Origin of the sequence: Tolypothrix bouteillei VB521301, from assembly GCF_000760695.4 — a bacterium.
Lineage (GTDB): Bacteria > Cyanobacteriota > Cyanobacteriia > Cyanobacteriales > Nostocaceae > Scytonema > Scytonema bouteillei_A.
In genome coordinates, this window is record NZ_JHEG04000001.1 from 7,370,403 (window position 1) to 7,393,369 (window position 22,967).

Below are 22,967 nucleotides of genomic sequence, written 5' to 3' on the forward strand. Positions count from 1 at the left end.
ATTAAAGGAAGCAACACTTCACGTCGCGATCGCTGACTGAGATAATTTGTACTTTTGCTTCTTGAAAAGCTTGCTATAAATTCTACATTGATTCATTAGGTCGTATGCTCACTAACACACAATTATCTAACAAGTTAGACAACTTAACAAAAAATTTAAAACTGGCTAATAAGTTTAACTTTCTTCTAATACTTGTTTTTCTTGGCAGTATTATAGTCGGGGGAGTTATTTTCTCAAATATTTTGACCCAAAAAGCACAAAATGAAGTGACTGCTCAAGCCAATATTTTACTCCAAACAATGAATTCTGTGAGAAACTATACTACCGATGAGATAATACCTCTTTTTGAGAATAAATTGCAAAACAGTACAGAATTTATTCCACAAACAGTAGCATCTTTTTCTGCAAGAGAGGTTTTTGATAATGTTCGCAAAAATGATAACTATCAAGATTTTGTTTATAAAGAAGCAGCGCTCGATCCAACAAATATAAGAGATAAGGCTGATGATTTTGAAACACAAATAATTAACCAATTTAGTAATAATGCATCAGATACAGGGCAGTCTGGTTTTAGAAACTTGCCTTCAGGAAAAGCTTTTTATATTGCTCGCCGTTTAACTCTCGATAACCCAACTTGTCTCCAATGCCATTCAACTCCAGATAAAGCTCCAAAAAGTCAGCTAGCAATCTATGGAGATAAACATGGCTTTGGTTGGGAACTTGATAAAACGCTCTTCGCTCAAATGATTTATGTTCCGGCTGATAAAATTTTCCAACGTGCTAATCGTTCTTGGTGGTTGGTTATGACAATTGAAATCAGTATTTTTGCAATAATTATTATTGTCATTAATCTTTTACTAAGAAGGGCGGTCATTAAACCTATTATGCGAATATCAAAGCTCGCTCAAGCAGTGAGTACTGGTAAAGCAAGCTCTGATTTTGAACAAAAGTCTAATGATGAAATTGGTGTTTTAGCTGCCTCATTTAATAGAATGAAATCTAGTTTGGAAATTGCTATGAGGCTGATATCTCAAAAGAATCATTAGTTGTACTTAATTCCTAACTTAAGATGCGTAGTCTAAATTCTTCAGCTATCTTAGAGTTAGGAATCTGCTTTACTAAAAGACTAACCATCTCTACTGGGGAAATTTGGGGGTAAGATGCTAGAATTCCTTGAATGAGTGAAGGAGCTATTGGACCAATTAATTGAGCTAAGTCTTCTTCACATTCACGTATAAATCGTCTATCTACTGGTTGATTTTGCCAGTTTTGTAAGCGTGGCTTGGTTTTATCAATGGGTTTTTGGCTAAACAATATTGCTTTTTTCTCAAACTCTTGTCTCTGTTGCAGAGAAAGGTAAAGCATTAAATTTTCTACTAAGTCTTTAATATCCGATTTTCGTGTTGAGATATCTTGTATTAAGGTAGGTGCAATAGGTCCTATAACCTCTGAAAGAAGCTCAATCAGAGAATCCATTTCTAACGATAAAATTGCATCTGAAACTTCTTGTTCGTGAGGGGTTAGCGGTCGATAAACAGTGCTTTCTTCATAATTTATTTCGAGAGGGGGTAAATTCTGGGCAATTGTTTCACCAGTCACTACTTCCTTACGAACTGTTTTATCAAAATTACTGGTTTGAGAGGGGCCTCTTGGTTGTAGAATAGTCTGCCCCCGTTCGTTTGATGAAGGACGCGCAATGGTTTTGTCCTGGGAATTTTGGGGAGAACGTGCAACAGTTTTGTCATCAGCACTATGAACGGAAGGTTTTACCAAAGGTGTTGTTTTGCCTTCTACAACCATCGCTGCTTGTAACGCCTGCTTCAATTCGTCTACCGTCGCAAAGCGGTCATCAGGCGATTTTTGCAAACACTTCATGACTAGTGCTTCAAGTGATACTGGTAATTGTGATAAACCGGGTAGCGATCGCAATGGTACAGCAGGTTTAGTGGTATGAGCTATAGCCCAAGAAATTTCTGTCACTCTACGTGTATTGAATCCAAGACCAAACGGATCGGTACCGCTAAGCATTTCATAAATAATAATACCCAGGCTGTAAATATCCGCACGTCCATCCAGGTTCGTCATGACCTCCAACTGTTCGGGTGCAGCATAGTGATAAGTACCTAAAAACATATTTGTGAGTTTGGTATGTTCGGCAGAATCTTGCCGAATTTTGGCAATACCAAAATCTAAAATCTTGACCAGTTCTCCTAAAGTTGTAGGAACTAAAAAGATATTGTCGGGTTTTAAGTCACGATGAACTACTTGGATATGTTCGCTAACAGTCGCATGATTTCGCCATAAAGTGACTCCTGCATGAGCAAGGTGCAGACCATCACACACTTGAGAAATAATTTTAGTTGTTTGCTCTATAGACAGCCGACCTTCACGTCGTAATAACTGTCCTAAACTGACTCCGCGTAAGTACTCCATGACATAGAAGGGATAACCTTCTTGAGTCACTCCATAATCAGTAACTTGAACAATATGGTCGCTTTTTAAAGCCGCAGACACAGCCACTTCTCGTTCAAAGCGCTTTCTTAATTCTCCTGAGGTCACTAAAGTGTCTTTGAGGAGTTTAAGTGCGACTTGTTGACCTAACAGCGTATCCATAGTAAGAAAAACATCTCCCATACCACCAGCCCCTAAACGCTTGTCTAGGCGATAACGCTGATGGTCACCAATTGAACGACCTATCCAGGGATCTGATTGAGAAGAAGGTTTCATATAGCAAGCCTGAAAATATTTAGAATTTAATACTACTAATTAGCAAGGGAGCATCTCAATTTGGAAAAAATACGTTTGTGATTTTAATCGCAGCTATACAGGCTAAGTCCCTCCGTTGAAGCGCCTGCTATCGGTGAATTCTATTCGGAGGGCAATTGGTACTCTTTGGGATGCTCCCATTAGCAATTGTTGTAGGAGTGTTAGGTTGGAGTTTCAAAAGTTATATGAATAATTATACTAAAGAAATAAGCTGATTTTTTCAGCAATTAATGCTCTTGTTAAAGAATTAATCTTATATCTAAATATTTATATTTTGCAAGAAAAAATTATACGATTCATCTGAAATCACAATCAAGATATATTAGACGAAAGACTAAACTTATTCTCCAAATTATTTGTTATTTATTATGGTTAAGTCTTGTAAATGCCTAAGAATTCAGGAGCACTGAAAGTTTTTCGAAAACTCTCTAGGAAGAGCGATCGCACATAAAATAATCTGTATTAAATATTCACTTTATCAAAATTTGCAAAATGGAATCTTCTTCTCAACCAAATCCCTTGATAGATCGATTAATTGATGACCGCTTTGCAATAGTAAATGAGTCAAAACAGTCTTGGCAAGATGCGAGCGAAGTTACCGATAATACTATTGTTCAGAGTCCTTGCTCAAAAAAGGAAGTTTCTGATGCCACTATTTTTCAGAGTAACTCCTTTCAAGAAAAAATGACCGACACCACTATGGTTCAGAGTTCTTTCTCAAACAAAGAAGTTTCTGATGCCACTATTTTTCAGAGTAACTCCTTTCAAGAAAAAATAACCGACACCACTATGGTTCTGAGTTCTTTCTCAAACCAGGAAGTTACTGATGCTACTATTCTTCAGAGTACCTCCTTTGAAGAAGAAATGACCGACACCACTATGGTTCAAAGTCCTTGCTCAAACCAGGAAGTTTCTGATGCTACGATTGTTCAAAGTACGCCTTCTAGTCAAATACCTCACTTTCGCAATATTTTAAGTCAATTTTTACTATTTTTTGAGATAGTAATTGTTATAGGTTTGGTTATATTTGGTAGCATTGGTATTTATATTCAATTCCAGCATTATCAACAAAAGATCGAGCAGAAAACAAGTAATAGAGACTAAAAAGCCGTACAAGTTTTTGATAGTTTTAAATAAAGATTGAGCTTTGTTTTACCCCACTTTAGCCTAAATCAACTAATACCAATTTAATATGAAGCTGCATACAATTAGCCTGCGTATAGCCCTTACGGGCATAGCCTGCGGCATCGCGTAGCGTGCGCTTTGCGCTTAGGCAGGCTTTGTTTGTATAGCCGCACTCTTCTAGAGTGCGGGCAAATAATGTGCAACTTCACATAGATTTGGTATAAATCAACTCCAGACATGATTTGCTCAATCTATAGCAATTCCCACTTCGGTAAGTTATAGAAAAAAGTAATTAACCGCAGATGAACGCAGATGGACGCGGATAAATTTGTACTTCATCAGACCGGAAAACGCTAGAAAATCTAAAATGATATAAAGAGGGTAAAAATCCTCTAACAACAAAGGATTTGGTTGTACATCAAGCGCCAAATCCTTTGCTATATTTGATTGAGTCAATAGAATTGTTAGTTAAACAGCATTTACCATGTTTTTAATATAGAGTAATATGGCTTCTGCTGTTGGCAAATTTGTTGCAACCAAAACTTGATTTGCATTACATAACCGCAAGAGCGCATCTTCATTGGCTTGACTTTGAATCGGTAAGATATCTTTCAACAAAATAACTGCTAAGATGTCTCCGGAACCAATTAAAGCAGCTATCGATTGATGTCCTCCTGCTGGTACTGAAGCAGTCTTTTGAGAAGTGGCAAAACCAGTTTTCAGGAATAAAGCTTCACTGATACCGGGAGTTGAGATGGTGAGACATCTGAATAGAAAATTTTTATGCTGAGTTACGAAATCTACCAAATCTGATTTTTTACTATCGTGAGCCATAAGAGCAATGTACTTTTTACTCAGAATCTCTAAAGCTTGCTTCGGCAACTGAGGAGTTTGATTTGAGGTTTCAGAATCTTCTTCACTTGCGTCTTCAATATCTGAGTCGAGCGTTGCTTGAGAATTGTCCACTTTGTCCTCATTTGAAAGCTTTTCTGCTTCTTCAACTGTGTTAGCGATCGCATCAAAATCTTCTACCTCTTGAGTTTCAATGTTAGTTTCTTCAGAAACTTCATTTTCGTCTAGAGTTAATTGAGTATTCACTACTGAAATCAGATTTTCGTATTCCTCTTGGTTAATAATTTCTAAGTCCTGAGACACTGGTTGAGAGATAAGATTATCTTCACCTTCATCTTCATCCAATTCATCTTCAGCTAAAGGCAATTGAGCATCAACGGTTGGAATGACTTCCTCCTGCAGTTGTTCGTCGTCTTTCCGGTCTTCCTCATCTACGACTTCTAGTGTTTCAGCACTAGTTTGAGAAACAGGGGTTTCTTCTTCTAAGTCCTGAGACACTGGTTGAGAGATGAGATTATCTTCACCTTCATCTTCATCCAATTCATCTTCAGCTAAAGGCAATTGAGCATCAACGGTTGGAATGACTTCCTCCTGCAGTTGTTCGTCGTCTTTCCGGTCTTCCTCATCTACGACTTCTAGTGTTTCAGCACTAGTTTGAGAAACAGGGGTTTCTTCTTCTAAGTCCTGAGACACTGGTTGAGAGATGAGATTATCTTCACCTTCATCTTCATCCAATTCATCTTCAGCTAAAGGCAATTGAGCATCAACGGTTGGAATGACTTCCTCCTGCAGTTGTTCGTCGTCTTTCCGGTCTTCCTCATCTACGACTTCTAGTGTTTCAGCACTAGTTTGAGAAACAGGGGTTTCTTCTTCTAAGTCCTGAGACACTGGTTGAGAGATGAGATTATCTTCACCTTCATCTTCATCCAATTCATCTTCAGCTAAAGGCAATTGAGCATCAACGGTTGGAATGACTTCCTCCTGCAGTTGTTCGTCGTCTTTCCGGTCTTCCTCATCTACGACTTCTGGTGTTTCAGCACTAATTTGAGAAACAGGGGTTTCTTCTTCTGAGTCCTGAGACACTGGTTGAGAGATGAGATTATCTTCACCTTCATCTTCATCCAATTCATCTTCAGCTAAAGGCAATTGAGTATCAACGGTTGGAATGACTTCCTCCTGCAGTTGTTCGTCGTCTTTCCGGTCTTCCTCATCTACGACTTCTGGTGTTTCAGCACTAATTTGAGAAACAGGGGTTTCTTCTTCTGAGTCCTGAGATATTGGTTGGGAAATATTATTGTCATCTTCATCTTCATCCAATTCATCTTCAGCTAAAGGCAATTGAGCATCAACGGTTGGAATTGCTTCCTCCTGCAGTTGTTTGTCGTCTTTCCGGTCTTCCTCATCTACGACTTCTGGTGTTTCAGCACTAATTTGAGAAACAGGGGTTTCTTCCTCTGAGTCCTGAGATATTGGTTGGGAAATATTATTGTCATCTTCATTGAAGATTTGTTGAGCATTTACTGCTTGAATTGCCTCCTTGTCTTCATTGATGACTGTTTCAGTGCTATGTTCTGAGACTTCTACTTCTTCTGTAGGCTGAATAAAAGTTGATTCTTCAGACTCTTTAGTCAGTAATTGAGAACCATCACTAAAAACAGGCTCAGCAACTTCATGTGTTTCTTCTGGATCTTGAGCCATGACCTTCAAGCCTTCATTTTCTGGCTTGACTACACGGTCTTTGATAGCCGCCATAGCTGCTTGCCAATCCATGTTCAATACTGTTACTGGTAATGCTTCAGGCTCTTCATTTTTTTCATTGGTTTCTTCCATAACTAGAAGGAATTCACCAATGCGGACAACATCACCAGACTTGAGTGCATAAACTTGGTCTGTCTCAACAAGTTTATCGTTTACTAACGAGCCATTTATACTACCTAAATCAGAGTAATAGTAATTCCCATCACGCAAGAAGAACTTGCCATGTTGACGACTCACATCAAGACTATCAAGAACTAGACCGGATTTAGGAGAACGTCCAATAATGTACTCGTTGTTTTCATTGGGAATGAAGTTAAGGTTAACTTCGTTGATTTTACCCAAGGTTTCTGCATTCAAAACTCTGACTTTCATCATAAAATCTAACTTTTAATAGATTGACTTGAAGGATATAATTTTGCTTGGAGTGTGGCATATAAAATATGCCTATATCCAAACTAATCATTTGAGGTAATGCGCTTGTACAGAATTAAGTTTTTAGAACAAATTAAGCTTTTATTTGCTGATTAATTTTATTAATTTCTGTTACCCAGCGCTGACGAACTTTATGTTCGAGATTCAAAATTTCATCTTGTGACCAGTGAAAATGGTAAGCAAGAAAAGCTACCTCTTCATATAATTTATTTGAAGGGTAGCTTAAGGCTCCCCCACAAGTTCTAACTCCACTGCAAACTCATTATTGCAATGGGGGCACAAGGCAGGAATGCGTGCATTTCCTTGTTGGTTGACACGATTATAAAATTCTCGCAAATAGGCGATGTCGCGGATGACTAACTTTTCTAAAAAATCAGGAGTGACAGAATTGAGACTACCCAAGCGTGTAATAACTTGTGAAAGCATCACTAAGAAACTATAGCCAGGATTATCCCGAACACTAGGATGCTGTTGGGCTAAAATTTCATCTTTTGCTGTCGCCAAACGCATCACGCCTTGACGATGAACTCTGTTTTGATTATCTGTGATACCTTGCGGAAGAATAAAAGTAAATTCATTGTGCAGAGAATCTTTACGGGACATAGGAGTAAAAAGTAGGGAATAAACAACACAATTAAAGTTAACTAGTGAGGAGCGTCATTGGTCATTTGTCATTCGTCGTTAGTAAGGGTTTCAAGTGTATTTACCTAGTTACCTATGCGTTAATAAGTTGTTCGGTAACTTGAGATGTATCTTTAGCAGATGAAACTTCATTCCCAAAACCATTGATACAACGGTAAAAATCTTGAAGATAATTCATGTCTTGAGCATAAAAGTTTTCTACAACCATAGGGCTAAGTTCAGATAAAGCTCCTAAGCAAGTAATAACACGAGACAAAATGATAATTGTGGCATAGGCTGGATTAGACTTGACGCGAGGATCGCGTAAAGGTGCAATTTCATCTATAGCTGTTGCTAGTCGCATAACTCCTTTACGATGGATGTTACCGTCAGGGTCTACATAACCTTTGGGTAGTGTAAATTCAAACTCTTTTTGAAACATAAAGTTGACCGCTCCCTTTTTGCATGAGTAAATTGCGAAAGTTAATGATTGTTTGTGTTTTTCAGGTTGAAAGGGTTCTAATTTGATGCCACGCGCTTAAAGTTCTCGAAAGCAATTTCTAGTTCTTCAATCGCCATGTCTGCCTTACTAGCATGGAAGTCAGTAATTTTGTAATTGGTGACCCAACCTCTCGAAAATTGCAATCTTGTTTGTACTGTATTGGTAGAGTCTTGGATAGTTAAAGAAAAATCTCTACGTTTATTTGCCCAATTGCCTTGTTGAACATCTTCAAACCAGTTCCAAAGTGTCATGGAGTGGGTGAGACATCTACGAAGATTTATATTCCCCATTTTAACATTACCGGGAATTTTAGTTCTTACAGGAAGACCTTGTTGTGCTGAACCCCACTTACGAGGAGTCACTTCGCAAATTTCAATTAAGTCTTGTGAGTATGTAAATCCCGAACACTCCAGAAAAATGGCATCAATATTTTCTTGAGAACCATTTAGTGATAATTCTACATAGAAGCGATTCGTTAGAAGATTTTCAGGTAATACGCCTACAGCCATTGTTAATACTTGAAGAAATGATGACATCAAGAAGGAAATATTTTGAAAAATGGAGTCATAAACCCGTCTAGAAATTAAATATCTCGGGTCGTCATTAGTCATTCGCCATTTGTAAGGGTTTTAATGCATTATCTGAAAGTTCTGGTAGGGCGCAAGGCATTATGCCTTGACATCTTTTTTACCAGATGTCTATTGCGCCCTGACATCTTTTCTGAAAAGATTAACCAATTCCTTCATGCATTAATCGTATATGCTCAACAACTACACTGTTAGCACCAGCAGATAAATCACCCTCTAGACCGTGATGTATGGGATAACAATTAGTAATAGTAAATTGCATTTTAGGCTGTCCTTGAGTATCTGTTAAAAATACAAGACCTTGACCCTTGTTTTTGGATACTTGTGAAACTCCTCCATTCTGAGGGTTGCATTTTGTAAACCAATCCTTCAAACTGGTATCACCATCTGCAATAACTTTGACTTCAACAGGCTCTGGGTTATTTTGTAAACCAGGTAGAGATTGACGGTTTACGCCTTTATTGTTTCTACCAGTAATTTGCTCTCCAGCAGCTTCTACTGTTCTCGATAGATTGTTAATCGCAAAAATCATTTTACTATTAGGAACATAGGGATCTATAGTTAGATACCAAGTATTCCCACGTAAAGGTTCAGCTTGACCAGCCATATTTTCACTCCTTTTGAAGATAATAAATTACAAACAGTTCGCGAACAATGTCAAAAAGATGGGAGTTTTAGCGTTTTATACCAATTGAAAAACAGATTTCTAGGTGAAATCTCGATCGAAAATCCAAAATGGTATTAGCTTTCATTTTCTGCTTCGTAACCATTCCATTGGCTGATTCGGAAAACAACAAACTCAGCAGGTCTTACAGGACAAACGCCTATTTCAATATATAAACGTCCTAAAAGTCTAGTTTCTGGAGGGTTTAGTTCTTCATCACACTTGACATAAAAGGCTTGTTGTGGTGTAGCTCCAAATAAAGCGCCTTCACGCCATATACGCTCTAAAAAGTTACTAACATTGCGTGTAACACGCGCCCATAGGTCAAAATCATTGGGTTCAAAAACTACCCATTGTGTACCTAATTCCAATGACTTTTCAATATAACTTATGAGTCTCCGCACGCTAATATAACGCCACTCGGTCTTGTCTGGCTCAACTAAAGTTCGTGCGCCCCAAATGCGGATTCCTCGATTGGGAAAGTTGCGAATACAGTTGATGCCAAGAGGGTTTAAAAGCTCTTGCTCGCGGAAATTAGTGTCATAGCTCAGACCGATGACGCCTCTGGGAACTTCATTTGCTGGTGCTTTATAAACTCCTCTAGCTTCATCAACGCGACCCCACACGCCCATTACATGACCAGACGGAGGTATAAGAATTGGTCTACCAGCATTGCGTGGGTTAGGCACTTTTATCCAAGGGTAATAAAGCGCTCCAAACATGGAACGGCGGTTAAAATTGTGTAGCCAATCCACAACTTCTTGCGGTTTGACACGATCTGGTGGTGGATCGAATACGACCATGCGATTGGGTGGGTTGGGAATATCTCCACTAGCAGAACCTTCACACATACTGAGCATCAATTCCATGATGCCGTGAACTTGTTCTAAGTTCATGAGTCCTGCTTCATAGACTCGCATGAGATCGGGGCAAGAAATCATGGTGATTTCATCAATTTCAAACAGCCCCCTTACTCCCGTGCGATCGTCGCGTACTCCTTCTACATCTCGCATAAAGCGATCGGGCGAAGATGGCACAATGGGAGGAGCAAGTTCGTACTGACCGTTCGCTGGTCTTCGTGCTAATGGTCTTCCTGTCGAAGTCGCTTCTACTACAGTGACATACATGGAGTTGCGTAATGCCGTGACCGCATAAGTTCCAACTTGAGGAGGAACTTCAGAGTTCATAGTTAAGTTCTCATACTGTTCGAGAATTTCTTCACCTCGACGGATTTGAAGTGTGAAATACTCCCCTGTATTTGGAGGTGCTTCCCCTTCAACGCCTTCCGGGAGAGCACGAGGCGAACTATCACTAATTAAAATGTTAATTAATCCTCCGGCTGCTTGCTCGGAACGCAAGCTGAGAGTGAGGGATAAACGGTTCCCTCGACCATTGATTTGCACAACAGCTGGTTCTGGCGTTGTTAATTTAGTTGCATTGGGTAATTGAGTTCCAATACTCGCTATCCAACAGCGACCACCACCATTTAGAAAAAAGCCGTAAACTGCAAAAGGTAAGTAAGCGTTGAAGTCAGTGAAACCATCCGAGTTCGGACGAGCAAAATAGTTCAGATATTGCGTCCAATTGGTTATAAGCGTGGGCTTGAAGACTTCAGCGCCGTTTCGCACATCTTCTGTAAAGCCAACAAATCCTGCAACCGCAGTGCTAACACCTTCAATCGGTCTGGCACCCCGGTCAACTTCTTCAATGTAAACACCAGGTGCAAAGTAATCCAGTCTTGCCATGAAAATTTCTCCGTATCAAATCAGTTGTCAGGACGCTTTTGCGTTGCGTCTTTAACGCTGTATGTGTCAGTTCTCTTAAACAGGGGTAAGAAAAACTTCTTTAAATGTGAAAGTGTTGCCATCTACTAAGATGTTGCAATCTTGAGATAAATAACCGGAACAATCAAGTCTGACAACATAATTGCCCAATCGCAAGTTCTCAAAAAAGAACAATCCTTCTTGATTGCTTGTTGCTGACTTTTCCGTTCCCATCAAAGTCACTTTGGTTTCTGCAAGTGGTAAATTTGTCACTGCACTTTTAACAGCGCATGCAATCGAAACCCGCTTGTGGAGCATACGACTGTTACCATTTTTTTCCACTTCTGCGCTCAGACCAACAATTCGTTGCCAAATTAAAGGTACTGAAGTTTTATCCGGCTCAAAGGGTACTGCGATCGTTAAATACAACGCTGGACGCAAAGGAACATTTAAAGCACTCCATAAAGAACCTGCTTCAATAAATGGCGTGGCTGCAACATGTATGAATAAATTGCCAAAACCTCGTAGTTCTGGAGCTAAAAATTCTTCTCGGAGCGAACGGTGACGTAGTAGCAAGGTCAACGCTTCGTTTAAAAGATGATACTCTCCTAAAGCTGTCCGATTCCAAGCAGTCAGTATGAGCGATACATCAAACCAAATCGGTAAAGAACTTACATTAGCAGCTGATAAACCTCCTTCTGATATTCTGCGGTCTATCTGCCTTCCTGTTGATTGCACTTGTATGCTCTCTCTAATATCGTACAGGTAAAGATTTAGAAAAGGGCTTGCACTGTCATCCCGTCTAGTACCAGGAATATTAAAGTCAATTTGCTCCATACTGGTGAGAGAGGTTCCTCCAACCAGAATTTCTGCTAAGGTTTGGAGAAGAGCGATAAGCATAGCGGAAGCAGATAATCTGTATATTTTTAGATTAGAATCAAAACCCTATAAACGTGAATAGACTTTTGGCGAAATTCAGTTGAAGATCGCTTAAATATTGCACCAATTTATTATTTAGCTTAACTGGAACTTTAACTGGGTTATCTTGCCTGGTCAAATCTGATATTTTCATAAAATATAATGAATATGTCATTTGGTTAGATAAATGTTTCTAGAAAAGATGTAAGGGCGCAAAAGGTACAGAAAAAAGCAATTAACCGCAAAAGCAATATTTGAGACTAAACCCATGAGCAAAATATATCAGTTACACAAGTGACAGGCTGTTTTCTAAGCCAGCATCTAACGGTATGCAAACCATACTACAGTTTCAAGATGCGGATGGAGTTCGTTACTTTGACACAGCAGGATTTCCAGGTCGAACTGTAGGATTGAATGAAAATAACTTACACGAGATTGAGTCATTTGAGAACAAAAAGAGATTACTGAAAAATTATTCTTGAAGGAGATACTTCAATGTCAATTGTTTTAACTTTTACAAGCAATACTGTTGTTTTTAGGCAAGATCCCCGAAAACCATCTCAAGATACAGAGCATGCTAGTGTTAATGTCGATGAAACAAATATTGAGTTTTCTTCTATTGAAATCACTGATTTTCAAGGAATACCGTTCGCAAAACATTTGAATTTAAAAGTTCATATAGATGGGGATGGAATTGTATCCAATCAAGGGAATCAGATAAATACCTGGTTTATCAGTGTAAATGATGTATCTCAAATAAAATGTGATTCTTAAAAGCTAGGATACTGCGTAAACATAAGTCGATTTACCCCTTTATTTCCCCTTGTAAAGGGGAAAACTAAATTTTACTATTTTTTATGACTAAACTCTACAATACCAATCGGTTTGATAAAAAATTATGGATTGGGTTTCTTACTTTGGCTCAACCCTACTGGTTTCCTCTAGGAAAGCATAGTGCTTTGATAACTTTAGGTCTTCTATCATTATTGTTACTATTTGTTGGTATATCTTTATTTTTATTAGTGACTGCTTTTATATGGATAAGCCATTCTTTGTTTCCTCACTTAACAGAACAAATAGCTCCTGGTTTATTTAAGTTGCTAAATCAATTAATGACTTTTCCCAGTCTCTATTTAATAGCAAGTGGTATCATCATACCTGTCTTATTTTTCATTTTTTTTAGAAAATCATTAATTGCTCGGTGGCAACCTTGGATTTTACTTGCTCTTTTGCTATTTCTTTCATTAGCTGTCAGTGGCTTAAATGTCATTATTAGCTATGTGAGTCGCTTTTTTCAAACAGATTTAGCGAACAGGGATATCCCAGGATTTTGGAGATTTTTATGGGTCTATTTTAGTGTGTTTGTGGTTGGCATACCCATAACAGTCTATTTTAATTACGTACAAAGCAAACTAAGCCTATACTGGCGCGAATGGATGACTTATCGTTTTCTTGAACGCTATTTCCAGAACAAAGCTTACTACACAATTAATAATAATGATACAATAGACAATCCCGACCAGCGAATTTCTGAAGATATTAATTCTTTCACTAATTATTCTCTTTCTTTTCTGTTAGTCGTTCTCAATTCTATTATTTCTTTAATTTCTTTCATCGGAATTCTTTGGTCAATTTCTGTTACTTTAGTTTTTCTCCTTGTTGCCTATACTACCGTTGGTACAATATTTACTGTTATCCTCGGTAAGCGTCTCGTGTGGTTAAATTTTAATCAATTACAACAAGAAGCCAATTTTCGCTACAGCCTGGTTCATATTCGTAACAATACTGAATCTATTGCCTTTTATCGAGGAGAGGAACAGGAATTTCTTACTATTAAGCAACGGTTCATAGAAGTTTTAAAAAATTTTAATTTATTGATTGGTTGGCAGAAGAATTTAGGTTTTTTTACGACAGCCTATGGATATTTAAATGTTATCCTACCTTCTTTGATTGTTGCTCCTTTATACTTTGCACATAAAATTGATTTTGGCGCAATTACTCAGGCGGGTTTTGCCTTCGATCAAGTCTTGGGAGCTATGTCTCTTATTGTTAACCAATTCGATTCTTTGACGACTTTTGTTGCAGGTATTCATCGTCTGGAGGGTTTTCAAGAAGCGATCGCAGAACCATCAGAATCCCAGAGAGTCTTTGGAACAACTTTGGATGTGAGAATTGACAATAAAATTAAGTTAGAACACGTGACATTGCAAACTCCTAATTATGGGAAAAAATTAGTTAGAAATCTTTCTTTTGAGCTTCCATCGGGTCAAGGACTCTTAATTATGGGTAGCAGTGGAAGTGGTAAAAGTTCGTTACTGAGAGCGATCGCTGGTTTGTGGAATAGCGGTACGGGTTTATTAGTCCGTCCACCTCTCTCTGAAATGCTGTTTTTGCCCCAACGTCCTTATATGCCTTTAGGCAGTTTAAGACAACAACTTCTTTATCCACAAACCAGTCGCAATCTAACAGAAAAAGAATTATATGGCGTGTTGCAACTAGTCAATTTAGAAGATTTACCAGAACGAGTTGGTGGTTTTGATACGGTTCTCAATTGGGCAGATATTTTCTCCTTAGGCGAACAACAACGCTTAGCCTTTGCACGCTTATTATTAAGCGCTCCTCCTTACGCCATTCTAGACGAAGCAACAAGTGCTCTTGACGTACAAAATGAAGCTAAGCTTTATCACCTACTACGTACAACTCAAACGACTTTTATCAGTGTTGGACATCGGTCCAGTCTGATTCAATATCACGATGTGCTATTGGAGTTGGATGGTCAAGGAGATTGGCAATTACTTCCTTGTACTTAAATTCCTAAGAGATTTTTTCAAATTGCAATTTCCAACTTCTTGACAATTGCGTCCCAAACTAAAACTACTTACTTCTAAAAGTTTACACTTGAGCATTGGAGAATTTTATGCTGAATCCTTTTTCAAACTTTGAGTTAAATGTTGCTATTGAACTTGGTTATTTGGTTGATGCTGCTTACAATCAGTTCAATGCTAAAAAACAGAAACAAGTATGGACACCTGAAGTCTCAGGTGTATTGAAAATAGATGATGAAAATGAGTATAAAATACTAGCTACTTATGAAATACACGAACCATATAACTTTCTTGATATTTTAGATCGAGATATTGTTCCTTTTGGTTTTATTGCTGCAAAAGCAAATAACATATACATCGTCTTCCGAGGTACTGAAAATCCTTTAGAATGGTTCCGAGATGGAGAAATTCGACAAGTTCCTTATTTAGAGAATTGGGGAAAAGTCTCATTCGGTTCGCAAAAAATTTACCAAACTATTTCATCAAAAATTCTTGAAACGTTAAACGATCCAAACAAATGTGCTCCTGGCTCAAAAATTTTTGTCACGGGGCATAGTTTAGGGGGTTCTTTAGCCAGTTTATGCGTTCCAGATATTATTACTCATACTAGCTTTCAACAACCAATTTTGTATACCTTTGCTAGTCCGCGCACTGGAGATCCAACATTTGCTCAAACTTTTAAAACATCTCATATAGAATGTTATAGAATTGCCAATTCTGAAGATATCGTTCCTAATTTTCCTGTGTCTACATTAGATTTACCAGCAAAAAAAATCAGCTTTTTAAATAAGTTTGTAGCATTTCAAGTGACTAAAACTCAAGAACGTATTACCACAACTAGCTCCTCTATAAAGTCCGTACAAACTCAACCCGTTCAAAAAAATCTTGAAGTCAAGGTTGAAACAACAAGAGGACTTATGAGTGATTTAAATATGTTCAAATATAATGATACCTTTGAACATATCGGAATTCCTATTTATTTCACGGTTCAAAAGAATAGTATTGCTAATAACCACGATCTAAAAGGAACTTACATTCAAGCTCTTACACAAGATCTTAAGGTTTACTAAATGAAATAATCGCACAATCGAAATTGAGCACTTGTCAAGTAGAAATGGCAGTTTTTTTGAAGTTAACTAGATAATAGTCTTTGGACGATCGCCACTGCATTGGCAACTCCATCTTCATTTCTAATTTTTTCTCCCAAACTCACTGCACGCTGACGCATCACTCCATCGGTTACAACTGTTTGAATTGCTTGAGCAAGTCGTTCTGCCGTAAGTTGTTGGCGAGGGATTGGCTTTGTTCCAACCCCTAAGTCTGCAACCCGTTGTCCCCAAAAGCCTTGATCGCCAAAAAATGGAATAATAATTGTCGGCACTCCTGCCCTGAGTCCGGCTGCCGTAGTACCCGCACCTCCATGATGAACAACAGCCGCAACACGAGGGAAAAGCCATGCATGGGGAATGGAATTAACTAGGAAAGCGTTATCTGGTAAATTTTCTTTGTGCATTCCACTCCAGCCAGCGAGCATGATTGCGCGTTGCCCAGTTTTTTTAAGAGCTTGCAAAACCAGATCGGCAGTTTCTTCCGGGTTGCGATTGCCCATACTGCCAAACCCAATATAAACAGGCGGCGAACCTGCTTGCAAAAAGTCCACAAGGGCAGAAGATGGAGTCCAATCAGGTGCAGCGTCTAAGAACCAGTAGCCTGTGACACAGGTATTCTTCCAGTCTGATGGCTTGGAAATTACAGAAGGGCTGAAGCCGTAGAGCGTTGGATAGCGATGAAGATCGGAAGATTGACGAGGACTAAAAAATGAGGATATCGGTAAGTTAAGCACTTGCTTGCGGGCTGCTGTATCCCCCGAACGAGAACTTTGCCAAATAATTTGTCTGACCACTTGATGGGATAACCAATTGACAGTGCTTCCCAATCGGGTAAGCGATTGAGGAAACAGAACCCCAGGAAAGGTTTTGGTTGGGGTAAAGGGAAAAACGAAAGCTTGCAGCAATGGAATTTCTAACTTTTCAGCTAATGCCAGACTCAGGTAAAGCCCTCCAACACCCGCTATCAGTAAATCCATTCCTCGACAAGCCTCTACACCTGCTTGCGCCCAACAGGCTGCCACCCGTTCCGTTTCTTTTGCCATCCTCAAGGTTATGGTGATAAAGTTTCCTTTCTGGGAAAGCTCGCGCATTTCTGGCGTTTCAATCAGTTCTTGTACGTTCCCCTGCATAGCGTAGAACTCTAATCCGTGGGACTTGACGAGTCCCTCAAAGTTCTCGTGGGTCAATAGATGGACATCGTAACCCGCCGCTTTCAATCCCTTGCCTAAAGCAATGTAAGGTTGAACGTCTCCCTGGCTACCCAAAGCAATAATTGCAATACGTATCACAAATACTCCTGTTATTCCAAATTGAAGCGTGTTGACTTAATAAATGACATACCTGTCATTTTGATGATATTGTCATTTTGATAGGAGTGTCAACAATAGGGTATGCTAAGCTCAAGATATTAAGTAATCCCTTATGAAGCCATCTCGTCGAGCATCTATTGGTATGGAAAAACGAGAACGGACTCGATCCAGTTTGATTGAGTCTGCTTATCGAGTATTTGCTCGAAAAGAAATGGATGCTGTCACCGTTGACGATATCATTGCTGAGGCAGGTGTTGCCAGGGGAACGTTCTACAACTATTTTCAGACACGCGAAGATGTGTTGAGAGCCGTTGCAGCCTCCTTAAGTGATGAAATGAATCAAAAAATTTGGGCACAGTATGCAAAGGTTTCAGACCCAGCTGAACGTATGGCGATCGCCTTGCGTCAGTTTTTACACCAAGCGATGCGAGATGACACTTGGGGATGGGTCATTGTTCGCATTGGATTAGTGGCAGCCCCCTTGAGTGAAACGATCGAACGGGGTTTGATGTCGGATCTCGAAGCAGGGATACGGTTAAAGCGGTTTCAGGTTGATACCATGCAGGCAGCGCTCGATTTAGTTTTGGGAACAGCACTGATGGCAATGCGTAGTATTCTAGAAGGACATACCGAACCCAATTACCCAGAACAGATCGCGAAGTTGATTCTGAAATCTCTGGGAGTATCTGACGCTGAAGCCGATGCGATCGCATTCAAAACTTTGGTACCCTTACCTCAAAAAAGTGGACAGTAGGAGATTACCGAGTTATTTCTGGAATAGAAGATAATGTTTTATTAGTCACTGTGATTCGAGTAGGGCATCGTAGTAAGGTATATAAAAATGATAGTTGACAAATTAAGAATGCAAAATTCTTATCGACATTTGGGTTTCCCATTCTCACCCTGACTATCAAGACTGGAGCGATCGAGTTAGCGATCGCTTGTTTCCGAACCCGAGCCGAACAATGTTCCAATAAAATAACGATGAAACGATTGAGGAAGCTGATGAAAGTCTTCATCAACAAAAGCTGTGGGTAAATTTCTAGAGTTATAAGTGTTCCAGAAAAGAATTACCTGATGTTTGATATCTTCTTGGTTAAGATCGTGAATTAGGGCGGCGAATGCCTTTCCAGTATACGTGCCGTCTAAAGGAATATTTTCATAATTATTCATCTGAGTGACGGCTTTCATTCCTGACTCTGTAAAATGAGCATAGTCTTCGCCAAAGAATTCATGCCGAATACACAAATCTTTTTCTGTTATTTGCAAGATGGGAAAAGTAGAGTCTAGGGAGTGTAAAAGTGAGTTGGTTTGATTAAACAATCTGACTATTTTCTTTTCATTTGCGAATTGCGCTTTTACAACTCGAACAGCAATGACTTTTGACTTAAGACCAATCGCTTTTAAGCCTAGTACCAGCCCTGTAGCAGTTCCCATAGTTCCTAATGGTAGGTAAATCAAGTCTGGCTCGGGCATATAACCTTGCATAATTTGTTCTTTTAGCTCAAATGCTGCATTGACATAGCCGATTGTACCCAAGGGTGAAGAACCTCCAGGAGCAATAATGTAAGGTATGCGAGCTTCTTTTAAGGTATAGCGAACAAGTTGGGATACTGTGTGAAAAAAGAGTGCAAGTTGGTTCTGGTGCTGATGAAGATCTGCCTGATAATAATAACTTGTAAGAAGATTACGACGGACATAGCTAGCGTTTATTTGGGGCATGAGCATTGAAGTCGTGCGAATACCAAGAGAATGGGCATAAATTGCTGTTGCTAAGGCATGGTTAGACCCAGCAAAACCAAACGTCAATACTCGCTTTGAATGTTGGTTAAGAACGTCTCCCAACAGAAATTCTAATTTGCGGATCTTGTTACCCCCATAGATCGAACTACTCAGATCGTCTCGCTTGATGTAAAGTTGTTCTGCATTAAGTGTCTTTTCTATGTTATTCAGCTTATGCACCGGGGTTGATAATTCAGCTAACGATACATAAGGCAGTTTGGCTTGTAATTGTGGATAAGCCTTAAACAAAGGAAGCATTTTTCTGTCTCCTAAATAATTTATCATGAAACGTATATGTGTACGCTATTACATTGTTTGTAAGTGTTTGTTTGAATTACTATTTTCCAATCTTCTTCGTAATGCTTTCATTATGTGTAAAACACTGGTGTGATATACAGTGTCAGCAGTTGAGAAAATAATAAACCTCCTAGTAGTAATAGCCCCAAACAACCTTTTTGTATAAATGTAAGTTTTTGTAAATATTTTATAATGACACTCATGGCTTATTAGGAATACTTTTTTATTTATGGTTGTAGATAACATATCTACCTAAATTATGATTAACCCTGACTTATTATCTAGTTTCAGTTTCAAATCTTGGCTTGAGAGTGAAGATGAATCACTTAACAAAAAGTTAATGGTAGATTTATATTAATAGCTGTCAAACGGCTTAAATAGTTTGGAAGAAAATGTACCCTCCCTGTTATTTTTGTAAATTACAGGGAAGTCAAAACAATTTCCAATTCTTCCAAATGATTGAGGACTGCCATATTAACTAATTAATTGGTAGGTACAAAAGACCGCCTGACATTAGGTTGGCATAGGTAATATATAATTGTTACATGGATGACAGCGCTTATAACAGTTAATCCAGCAGTTGTTCGCGCTTGATAAAATACAAAGAAAAACGCAAATAAACCTAGAATTTGAAAAATTAAACTGATTAGCCAACCCCAATATTTGAGAGTAAATAGACCATAAGTTAGAAGAAAACTAATCGAGGAAAGAAATAGGAGAAATCCACCAATCAATTCTGCTACATTGCTTGGAAGTACTGGTGTGTGAAGTAGTTGATGTAAGTTGGAATTTTTGAGGAATAAAATTACTACTCCTTGAAATAACAGTGAAACACTGTTTATCAGTTGTAAGGAAGCGAGAATAGTCACACCTATTGGTCGTTGATTCATAATCGTTCTCCTTTGAGTTCAATATTTTAGTAAGGGATTGTATAGAGGTGATATTAATGCGGTCATAGCAGTTAACAAAGCAGCGGTTTCATGATGATTGGTGTATACTTTGGCTCCCACATTGCCTCTTTAATTGCTTTTTCAGCATCTGCAACTAAATCTGCTAAACCTTCTTTTTGTGCCTGAATTGCTAAAGCAGTGCCAATTGCTCGCGATACCTGATGAGATTCTTCTAACACTAGCATCACTAGTGCATAAGAATCTTTATACACAGGGCATAGCTTTGCCATTGCTTCTACAGCTGCATCATCGTTTCAATTCCAAAATTTGTATGTACTAGCTTTCACTCTGTAAATATTGCTGTGACAGATTGAATAAACACACTCTTAAAGTACAGTTTACGAGCTTCCCTAAGTTTGTACCAGCTAAGATGAACCAGTTAAACCCCTAACTTAACTGTGGAGCGGAGTTTAAGATGAATGCTCGTCAAGATAACATAAGGCACGAAAACGCAACCCAATTAATTGTTCGTACAGTGGATTTAGCTTACACAACGGAGGAATATGGATAGTTAAGTTACCAAACAGTTGTATGTTCCGTTCAAACGGACAAGAGTCTGGGATGAATTGGCACAAAAAGTTCGCCAATTGAATATTATTAATTTCAAATGCATCTAGCTTTTGCTGTAATGGTTGTAGTAAATTCAAATGATATGTATTCATGACGAGTTCCTCTTTGATGTTCGGTTTTTTCTCTTTGATTACCAAGTATCTAGAAAATATCAAATGAGTTCAAGAACAGATATTCCACTTACAAATCAACTGACCGTCAACTATGTACCAGTTAGCAGCTAGTTTTCTTGTTTGGTGCGATGTGTCAACTTTAGTTAAAGAACTGATTGTTGATTCAAGTTTTTGAGAAGATACAGAAATCATGATTGTGTCCATAAGTAATGGTTGTAAAAGTTGTACTTTAAGTTGGTGTGTCATGATTTCAATTTGCCTTCTTAAGAAAGCTATATGGGTGAAGAAAGTTAAGTTAGTCTTGAAGTTAGAAAAAACTTAAATACTCAGATAAAAAATATAAAGGCGGCTTATAAGCCAATGGAAATCCTGTGGGACAAGCATCCTTGCCCGTCTAACCATACTTCACTAGGATAAAGTTACAGGAAAAACTCTTCGTTATCTTTACTCTAACTTATCCTTCTTCGCCCATAGAAGTGGTGCTGTACGTGGAAACTAAGAACATCAGCACCTAAAAATAATCCTTCATCGAACATGGTACTATGATTCAGACTTCGACAGACGCAATGACTGTATATTTGCAGCAAATTAGCCAAATTTCTTTACTGATTCGCGATTGCGAAATTGAGTCCGGCAAACAACTGCAGTGAGCGATCGCATTATATGTAGGCTCTTCGCTGTAGGTTCGTGCATCCTCTTTAGGAATTCCCTCACTGTGTAAAAATCTTACTGTCAAAGCCAATCTTCCCAAGTTCTTAACTTTTTCTTTCTACAGTTGAACTAGAAATATAAAAACAATGAAGACTATGAATAATTTAAACCAAGATACAAAAATTGATTTTTAGCTAATTGATAAGTTGAATTTAGTTGGTTGGGGTTTGAATCCCCAACGCATATGTTCCTTCTGCCCTCTGCCCTCTGCCTCCTACCTTCTTCAAATATCTTGTATAATTTTTAGGTTTTAAACTTATGTCTGTACTTAACGAGCGACAACCAAACGAAATCCAATCGGGAAATTTTTGGATTGAATTCGTCAAAACCATTATTTTTAGCTTGGTTATTGCCTTTGGAATTCGTACCTTTATTATTGAACCGCGTTATGTACCATCTGGATCGATGGAACCAACTATTCAACCAGGAGAGCATTTACTCATAGATAAATTGAGTTATGATTTTACTTCTCCTAAACGTGGTGATATTGTTGTTTTTAATCCTACAAAAACATTAGAAGAAGACAATTTTCATGATGCTTTTATTAAACGTGTTATTGGATTACCTGGAGATAAAGTTGATGTAAAAAATGGGCAAGTTTTCATTAATAATGTACCCATAAAAGAAAATTATATCGAAGCTAAACCAGATTATACGTGGGGACCAGTTATTGTCCCAGCCAATTCTTATTTAGTTCTTGGAGACAATCGAAATGATAGTTTTGACAGCCATTATTGGGGTTTTGTTCCCCGTAATAAAATTGTCGGTCGGGCAATTTTCTCCTTCTGGCCTTTCAACCAAATTGGAGGAATACATAGACCTACTTATAACTTGAATACAATAAATGCTAATAAGAAGGTGTAGAAATTGCCATAACCCTTTCTTTAGCTCCAAGCCAAATCCGAGATTTTATGATATTCTCTCACAGACATATTTCTCTAGAGTTGCGAGTTGGAGCAGACAGAGACACAGAATTGCAAGAAATGTTAGAGGATGAAGCCCATTCTCCTTTTAATTATGTTTTGGAAAAATCTATCCATCAAGACCTTCATGGCTTACTATCTAGGTTGTCTTCTCAACAAAGAGAAGTTAAACGTTTGCGCTTTGGTTTTACAGATGGACATGAACTGTCTTTAGCACAAATCGGTCATGGTATGGGTATTACTCGAGAACGAGTACGATAAATAGATATGAAGGCTTTGAGTATCCCGCGCCGCAACCGAGATAAAATAAGCGATTATTTAGCTAGTTAAAGTTCTACAAACTGTAGGGGCGCGGTGGTTTTGCGCCCTTACAAATAGTGTAAGTACAC

At 38.5% G+C, this 22,967-nt stretch carries 23 protein-coding genes and 1 pseudogene; 9 read left to right on the forward strand and 15 right to left on the reverse strand.

What is annotated here, in order from left to right:
• Positions 1-104 precede the first annotated feature (104 nt).
• A complete protein-coding gene (locus HC643_RS30100; RefSeq protein ID WP_050046713.1) occupies positions 105-1,046 on the forward strand; it encodes a c-type heme family protein in 942 nt (313 codons plus the stop codon).
• A 13-nt stretch (positions 1,047-1,059) separates the two neighbouring features.
• Here HC643_RS30100 and HC643_RS30105 read toward each other — a convergent pair whose 3' ends face one another.
• Positions 1,060-2,727 carry a serine/threonine protein kinase gene (locus tag HC643_RS30105; protein ID WP_167844777.1) on the reverse strand — a complete coding sequence of 556 codons (1,668 nt, stop codon included), beginning with the start codon at positions 2,725-2,727 and terminating at the stop codon, positions 1,060-1,062.
• Between the two features lie 531 nt (positions 2,728-3,258).
• On the opposite strand from HC643_RS30105, the gene HC643_RS30110 reads away from it, so the two are divergent.
• Positions 3,259-3,870: a hypothetical protein gene (locus tag HC643_RS30110; protein ID WP_038103112.1), complete on the forward strand. Its 612-nt coding sequence runs from the start codon at positions 3,259-3,261 to the stop codon at positions 3,868-3,870.
• 489 nt (positions 3,871-4,359) lie between these two features.
• Here HC643_RS30110 and HC643_RS30115 read toward each other — a convergent pair whose 3' ends face one another.
• From HC643_RS30115 to HC643_RS30145, 8 genes and pseudogenes are all read right to left on the reverse strand, one after another.
• A complete protein-coding gene (locus tag HC643_RS30115) occupies positions 4,360-6,876 on the reverse strand; it encodes an FHA domain-containing protein (protein WP_167844778.1) in 2,517 nt (838 codons plus the stop codon).
• Positions 6,877-7,006: 130 nt separating this feature from the next.
• Positions 7,007-7,135: pseudogene (locus tag HC643_RS42435) on the reverse strand (DUF6760 family protein); the annotation flags it as partial.
• A gap of 20 nt (positions 7,136-7,155) precedes the next feature.
• Entirely contained in the window at positions 7,156-7,536 is a 381-nt protein-coding gene (locus HC643_RS30120; RefSeq protein ID WP_038072850.1) for a hypothetical protein, read from the reverse strand.
• 112 nt (positions 7,537-7,648) lie between these two features.
• Positions 7,649-7,996 (reverse strand): hypothetical protein, encoded by a 348-nt coding sequence (locus tag HC643_RS30125; RefSeq protein ID WP_038072860.1) that lies wholly within the window; start codon positions 7,994-7,996, stop codon positions 7,649-7,651.
• A 77-nt stretch (positions 7,997-8,073) separates the two neighbouring features.
• Positions 8,074-8,667 (reverse strand): phage tail protein, encoded by a 594-nt coding sequence (locus HC643_RS30130; RefSeq protein ID WP_237265963.1) that lies wholly within the window; start codon positions 8,665-8,667, stop codon positions 8,074-8,076.
• 118 nt (positions 8,668-8,785) lie between these two features.
• Positions 8,786-9,250, reverse strand: coding sequence for a phage tail protein (locus HC643_RS30135; protein WP_038072862.1), 465 nt, complete (start codon positions 9,248-9,250; stop codon positions 8,786-8,788).
• Positions 9,251-9,384: 134 nt separating this feature from the next.
• Positions 9,385-11,052, reverse strand: a complete 1,668-nt coding sequence (locus HC643_RS30140) for a phage tail sheath family protein (RefSeq protein WP_050046704.1) — start codon at positions 11,050-11,052, stop codon at positions 9,385-9,387.
• Between the two features lie 75 nt (positions 11,053-11,127).
• Entirely contained in the window at positions 11,128-11,970 is an 843-nt protein-coding gene (locus tag HC643_RS30145) for a Pvc16 family protein (protein WP_038072864.1), read from the reverse strand.
• A gap of 347 nt (positions 11,971-12,317) precedes the next feature.
• Between HC643_RS30145 and HC643_RS30150 the strand changes: the two genes are divergently transcribed.
• The 4 genes from HC643_RS30150 to HC643_RS30165 all read left to right on the forward strand — a co-directional run bounded on the left by HC643_RS30150 (position 12,318) and on the right by HC643_RS30165 (position 15,883).
• Positions 12,318-12,470, forward strand: a complete 153-nt coding sequence (locus tag HC643_RS30150) for a hypothetical protein (protein WP_153021437.1) — start codon at positions 12,318-12,320, stop codon at positions 12,468-12,470.
• A gap of 13 nt (positions 12,471-12,483) precedes the next feature.
• Complete coding sequence (locus HC643_RS30155) at positions 12,484-12,762, forward strand: hypothetical protein (protein WP_038072865.1); 279 nt, start codon at positions 12,484-12,486, stop codon at positions 12,760-12,762.
• 83 nt (positions 12,763-12,845) lie between these two features.
• Complete coding sequence (locus HC643_RS30160; RefSeq protein WP_038072866.1) at positions 12,846-14,798, forward strand: ABC transporter ATP-binding protein/permease; 1,953 nt, start codon at positions 12,846-12,848, stop codon at positions 14,796-14,798.
• Between the two features lie 107 nt (positions 14,799-14,905).
• Entirely contained in the window at positions 14,906-15,883 is a 978-nt protein-coding gene (locus HC643_RS30165) for a lipase family protein (protein ID WP_050046703.1), read from the forward strand.
• Positions 15,884-15,945: 62 nt separating this feature from the next.
• Here HC643_RS30165 and HC643_RS30170 read toward each other — a convergent pair whose 3' ends face one another.
• A complete protein-coding gene (locus HC643_RS30170) occupies positions 15,946-17,211 on the reverse strand; it encodes a glycosyltransferase (RefSeq protein ID WP_237265964.1) in 1,266 nt (421 codons plus the stop codon).
• Between the two features lie 133 nt (positions 17,212-17,344).
• On the opposite strand from HC643_RS30170, the gene HC643_RS30175 reads away from it, so the two are divergent.
• Complete coding sequence (locus HC643_RS30175; protein ID WP_038072867.1) at positions 17,345-17,986, forward strand: TetR/AcrR family transcriptional regulator; 642 nt, start codon at positions 17,345-17,347, stop codon at positions 17,984-17,986.
• A 176-nt stretch (positions 17,987-18,162) separates the two neighbouring features.
• Here the strand turns inward: HC643_RS30175 and HC643_RS30180 are convergent, their stop codons facing one another.
• The 5 genes from HC643_RS30180 to HC643_RS30200 all read right to left on the reverse strand — a co-directional run bounded on the left by HC643_RS30180 (position 18,163) and on the right by HC643_RS30200 (position 21,190).
• Positions 18,163-19,272, reverse strand: a complete 1,110-nt coding sequence (locus HC643_RS30180) for a 1-aminocyclopropane-1-carboxylate deaminase/D-cysteine desulfhydrase (protein WP_167844779.1) — start codon at positions 19,270-19,272, stop codon at positions 18,163-18,165.
• Between the two features lie 521 nt (positions 19,273-19,793).
• A complete protein-coding gene (locus tag HC643_RS30185) occupies positions 19,794-20,201 on the reverse strand; it encodes a hypothetical protein (RefSeq protein ID WP_038072870.1) in 408 nt (135 codons plus the stop codon).
• A gap of 71 nt (positions 20,202-20,272) precedes the next feature.
• A complete protein-coding gene (locus tag HC643_RS30190; protein WP_038072872.1) occupies positions 20,273-20,491 on the reverse strand; it encodes a hypothetical protein in 219 nt (72 codons plus the stop codon).
• Positions 20,492-20,671: 180 nt separating this feature from the next.
• Positions 20,672-20,923 (reverse strand): Mo-dependent nitrogenase C-terminal domain-containing protein, encoded by a 252-nt coding sequence (locus HC643_RS30195; protein WP_082051891.1) that lies wholly within the window; start codon positions 20,921-20,923, stop codon positions 20,672-20,674.
• 69 nt (positions 20,924-20,992) lie between these two features.
• A complete protein-coding gene (locus HC643_RS30200) occupies positions 20,993-21,190 on the reverse strand; it encodes a hypothetical protein (RefSeq protein WP_050046702.1) in 198 nt (65 codons plus the stop codon).
• A gap of 723 nt (positions 21,191-21,913) precedes the next feature.
• On the opposite strand from HC643_RS30200, the gene lepB reads away from it, so the two are divergent.
• Both lepB and HC643_RS30210 read left to right on the forward strand, forming a co-directional pair.
• Positions 21,914-22,519 carry a signal peptidase I gene (lepB, locus tag HC643_RS30205; RefSeq protein ID WP_050046701.1) on the forward strand — a complete coding sequence of 202 codons (606 nt, stop codon included), beginning with the start codon at positions 21,914-21,916 and terminating at the stop codon, positions 22,517-22,519.
• Between the two features lie 8 nt (positions 22,520-22,527).
• Complete coding sequence (locus HC643_RS30210; RefSeq protein WP_272900273.1) at positions 22,528-22,839, forward strand: sigma factor-like helix-turn-helix DNA-binding protein; 312 nt, start codon at positions 22,528-22,530, stop codon at positions 22,837-22,839.
• The last annotated feature ends 128 nt before the right edge of the window (positions 22,840-22,967 follow it).

What these genes read in the sequence shown, in the direction of transcription:
- HC643_RS30190 (WP_038072872.1), bottom strand. Translation starts at nt 20,491, where the DNA reads ATGGCAAAGCTATGCCCTGTGTATAAAGATTCTTATGCACTAGTGATG.
- HC643_RS30115 (WP_167844778.1), bottom strand. Translation starts at nt 6,876, where the DNA reads ATGATGAAAGTCAGAGTTTTGAATGCAGAAACCTTGGGTAAAATCAAC.
- HC643_RS30130 (WP_237265963.1), bottom strand. Translation starts at nt 8,667, where the DNA reads ATGACTAATGACGACCCGAGATATTTAATTTCTAGACGGGTTTATGAC.
- HC643_RS30140 (WP_050046704.1), bottom strand. Translation starts at nt 11,052, where the DNA reads ATGGCAAGACTGGATTACTTTGCACCTGGTGTTTACATTGAAGAAGTT.
- HC643_RS30145 (WP_038072864.1), bottom strand. Translation starts at nt 11,970, where the DNA reads ATGCTTATCGCTCTTCTCCAAACCTTAGCAGAAATTCTGGTTGGAGGA.
- HC643_RS30135 (WP_038072862.1), bottom strand. Translation starts at nt 9,250, where the DNA reads ATGGCTGGTCAAGCTGAACCTTTACGTGGGAATACTTGGTATCTAACT.
- HC643_RS30120 (WP_038072850.1), bottom strand. Translation starts at nt 7,536, where the DNA reads ATGTCCCGTAAAGATTCTCTGCACAATGAATTTACTTTTATTCTTCCG.
- HC643_RS30100 (WP_050046713.1), top strand. Translation starts at nt 105, where the DNA reads ATGCTCACTAACACACAATTATCTAACAAGTTAGACAACTTAACAAAA.
- HC643_RS30200 (WP_050046702.1), bottom strand. Translation starts at nt 21,190, where the DNA reads ATGACACACCAACTTAAAGTACAACTTTTACAACCATTACTTATGGAC.
- lepB (WP_050046701.1), top strand. Translation starts at nt 21,914, where the DNA reads ATGTCTGTACTTAACGAGCGACAACCAAACGAAATCCAATCGGGAAAT.
- HC643_RS30185 (WP_038072870.1), bottom strand. Translation starts at nt 20,201, where the DNA reads ATGAATCAACGACCAATAGGTGTGACTATTCTCGCTTCCTTACAACTG.
- HC643_RS30155 (WP_038072865.1), top strand. Translation starts at nt 12,484, where the DNA reads ATGTCAATTGTTTTAACTTTTACAAGCAATACTGTTGTTTTTAGGCAA.
- HC643_RS30180 (WP_167844779.1), bottom strand. Translation starts at nt 19,272, where the DNA reads ATGCTTCCTTTGTTTAAGGCTTATCCACAATTACAAGCCAAACTGCCT.
- HC643_RS30160 (WP_038072866.1), top strand. Translation starts at nt 12,846, where the DNA reads ATGACTAAACTCTACAATACCAATCGGTTTGATAAAAAATTATGGATT.
- HC643_RS30175 (WP_038072867.1), top strand. Translation starts at nt 17,345, where the DNA reads ATGAAGCCATCTCGTCGAGCATCTATTGGTATGGAAAAACGAGAACGG.
- HC643_RS30150 (WP_153021437.1), top strand. Translation starts at nt 12,318, where the DNA reads ATGCAAACCATACTACAGTTTCAAGATGCGGATGGAGTTCGTTACTTT.
- HC643_RS30125 (WP_038072860.1), bottom strand. Translation starts at nt 7,996, where the DNA reads ATGTTTCAAAAAGAGTTTGAATTTACACTACCCAAAGGTTATGTAGAC.
- HC643_RS30110 (WP_038103112.1), top strand. Translation starts at nt 3,259, where the DNA reads ATGGAATCTTCTTCTCAACCAAATCCCTTGATAGATCGATTAATTGAT.
- HC643_RS30105 (WP_167844777.1), bottom strand. Translation starts at nt 2,727, where the DNA reads ATGAAACCTTCTTCTCAATCAGATCCCTGGATAGGTCGTTCAATTGGT.
- HC643_RS30195 (WP_082051891.1), bottom strand. Translation starts at nt 20,923, where the DNA reads ATGAATACATATCATTTGAATTTACTACAACCATTACAGCAAAAGCTA.
- HC643_RS30165 (WP_050046703.1), top strand. Translation starts at nt 14,906, where the DNA reads ATGCTGAATCCTTTTTCAAACTTTGAGTTAAATGTTGCTATTGAACTT.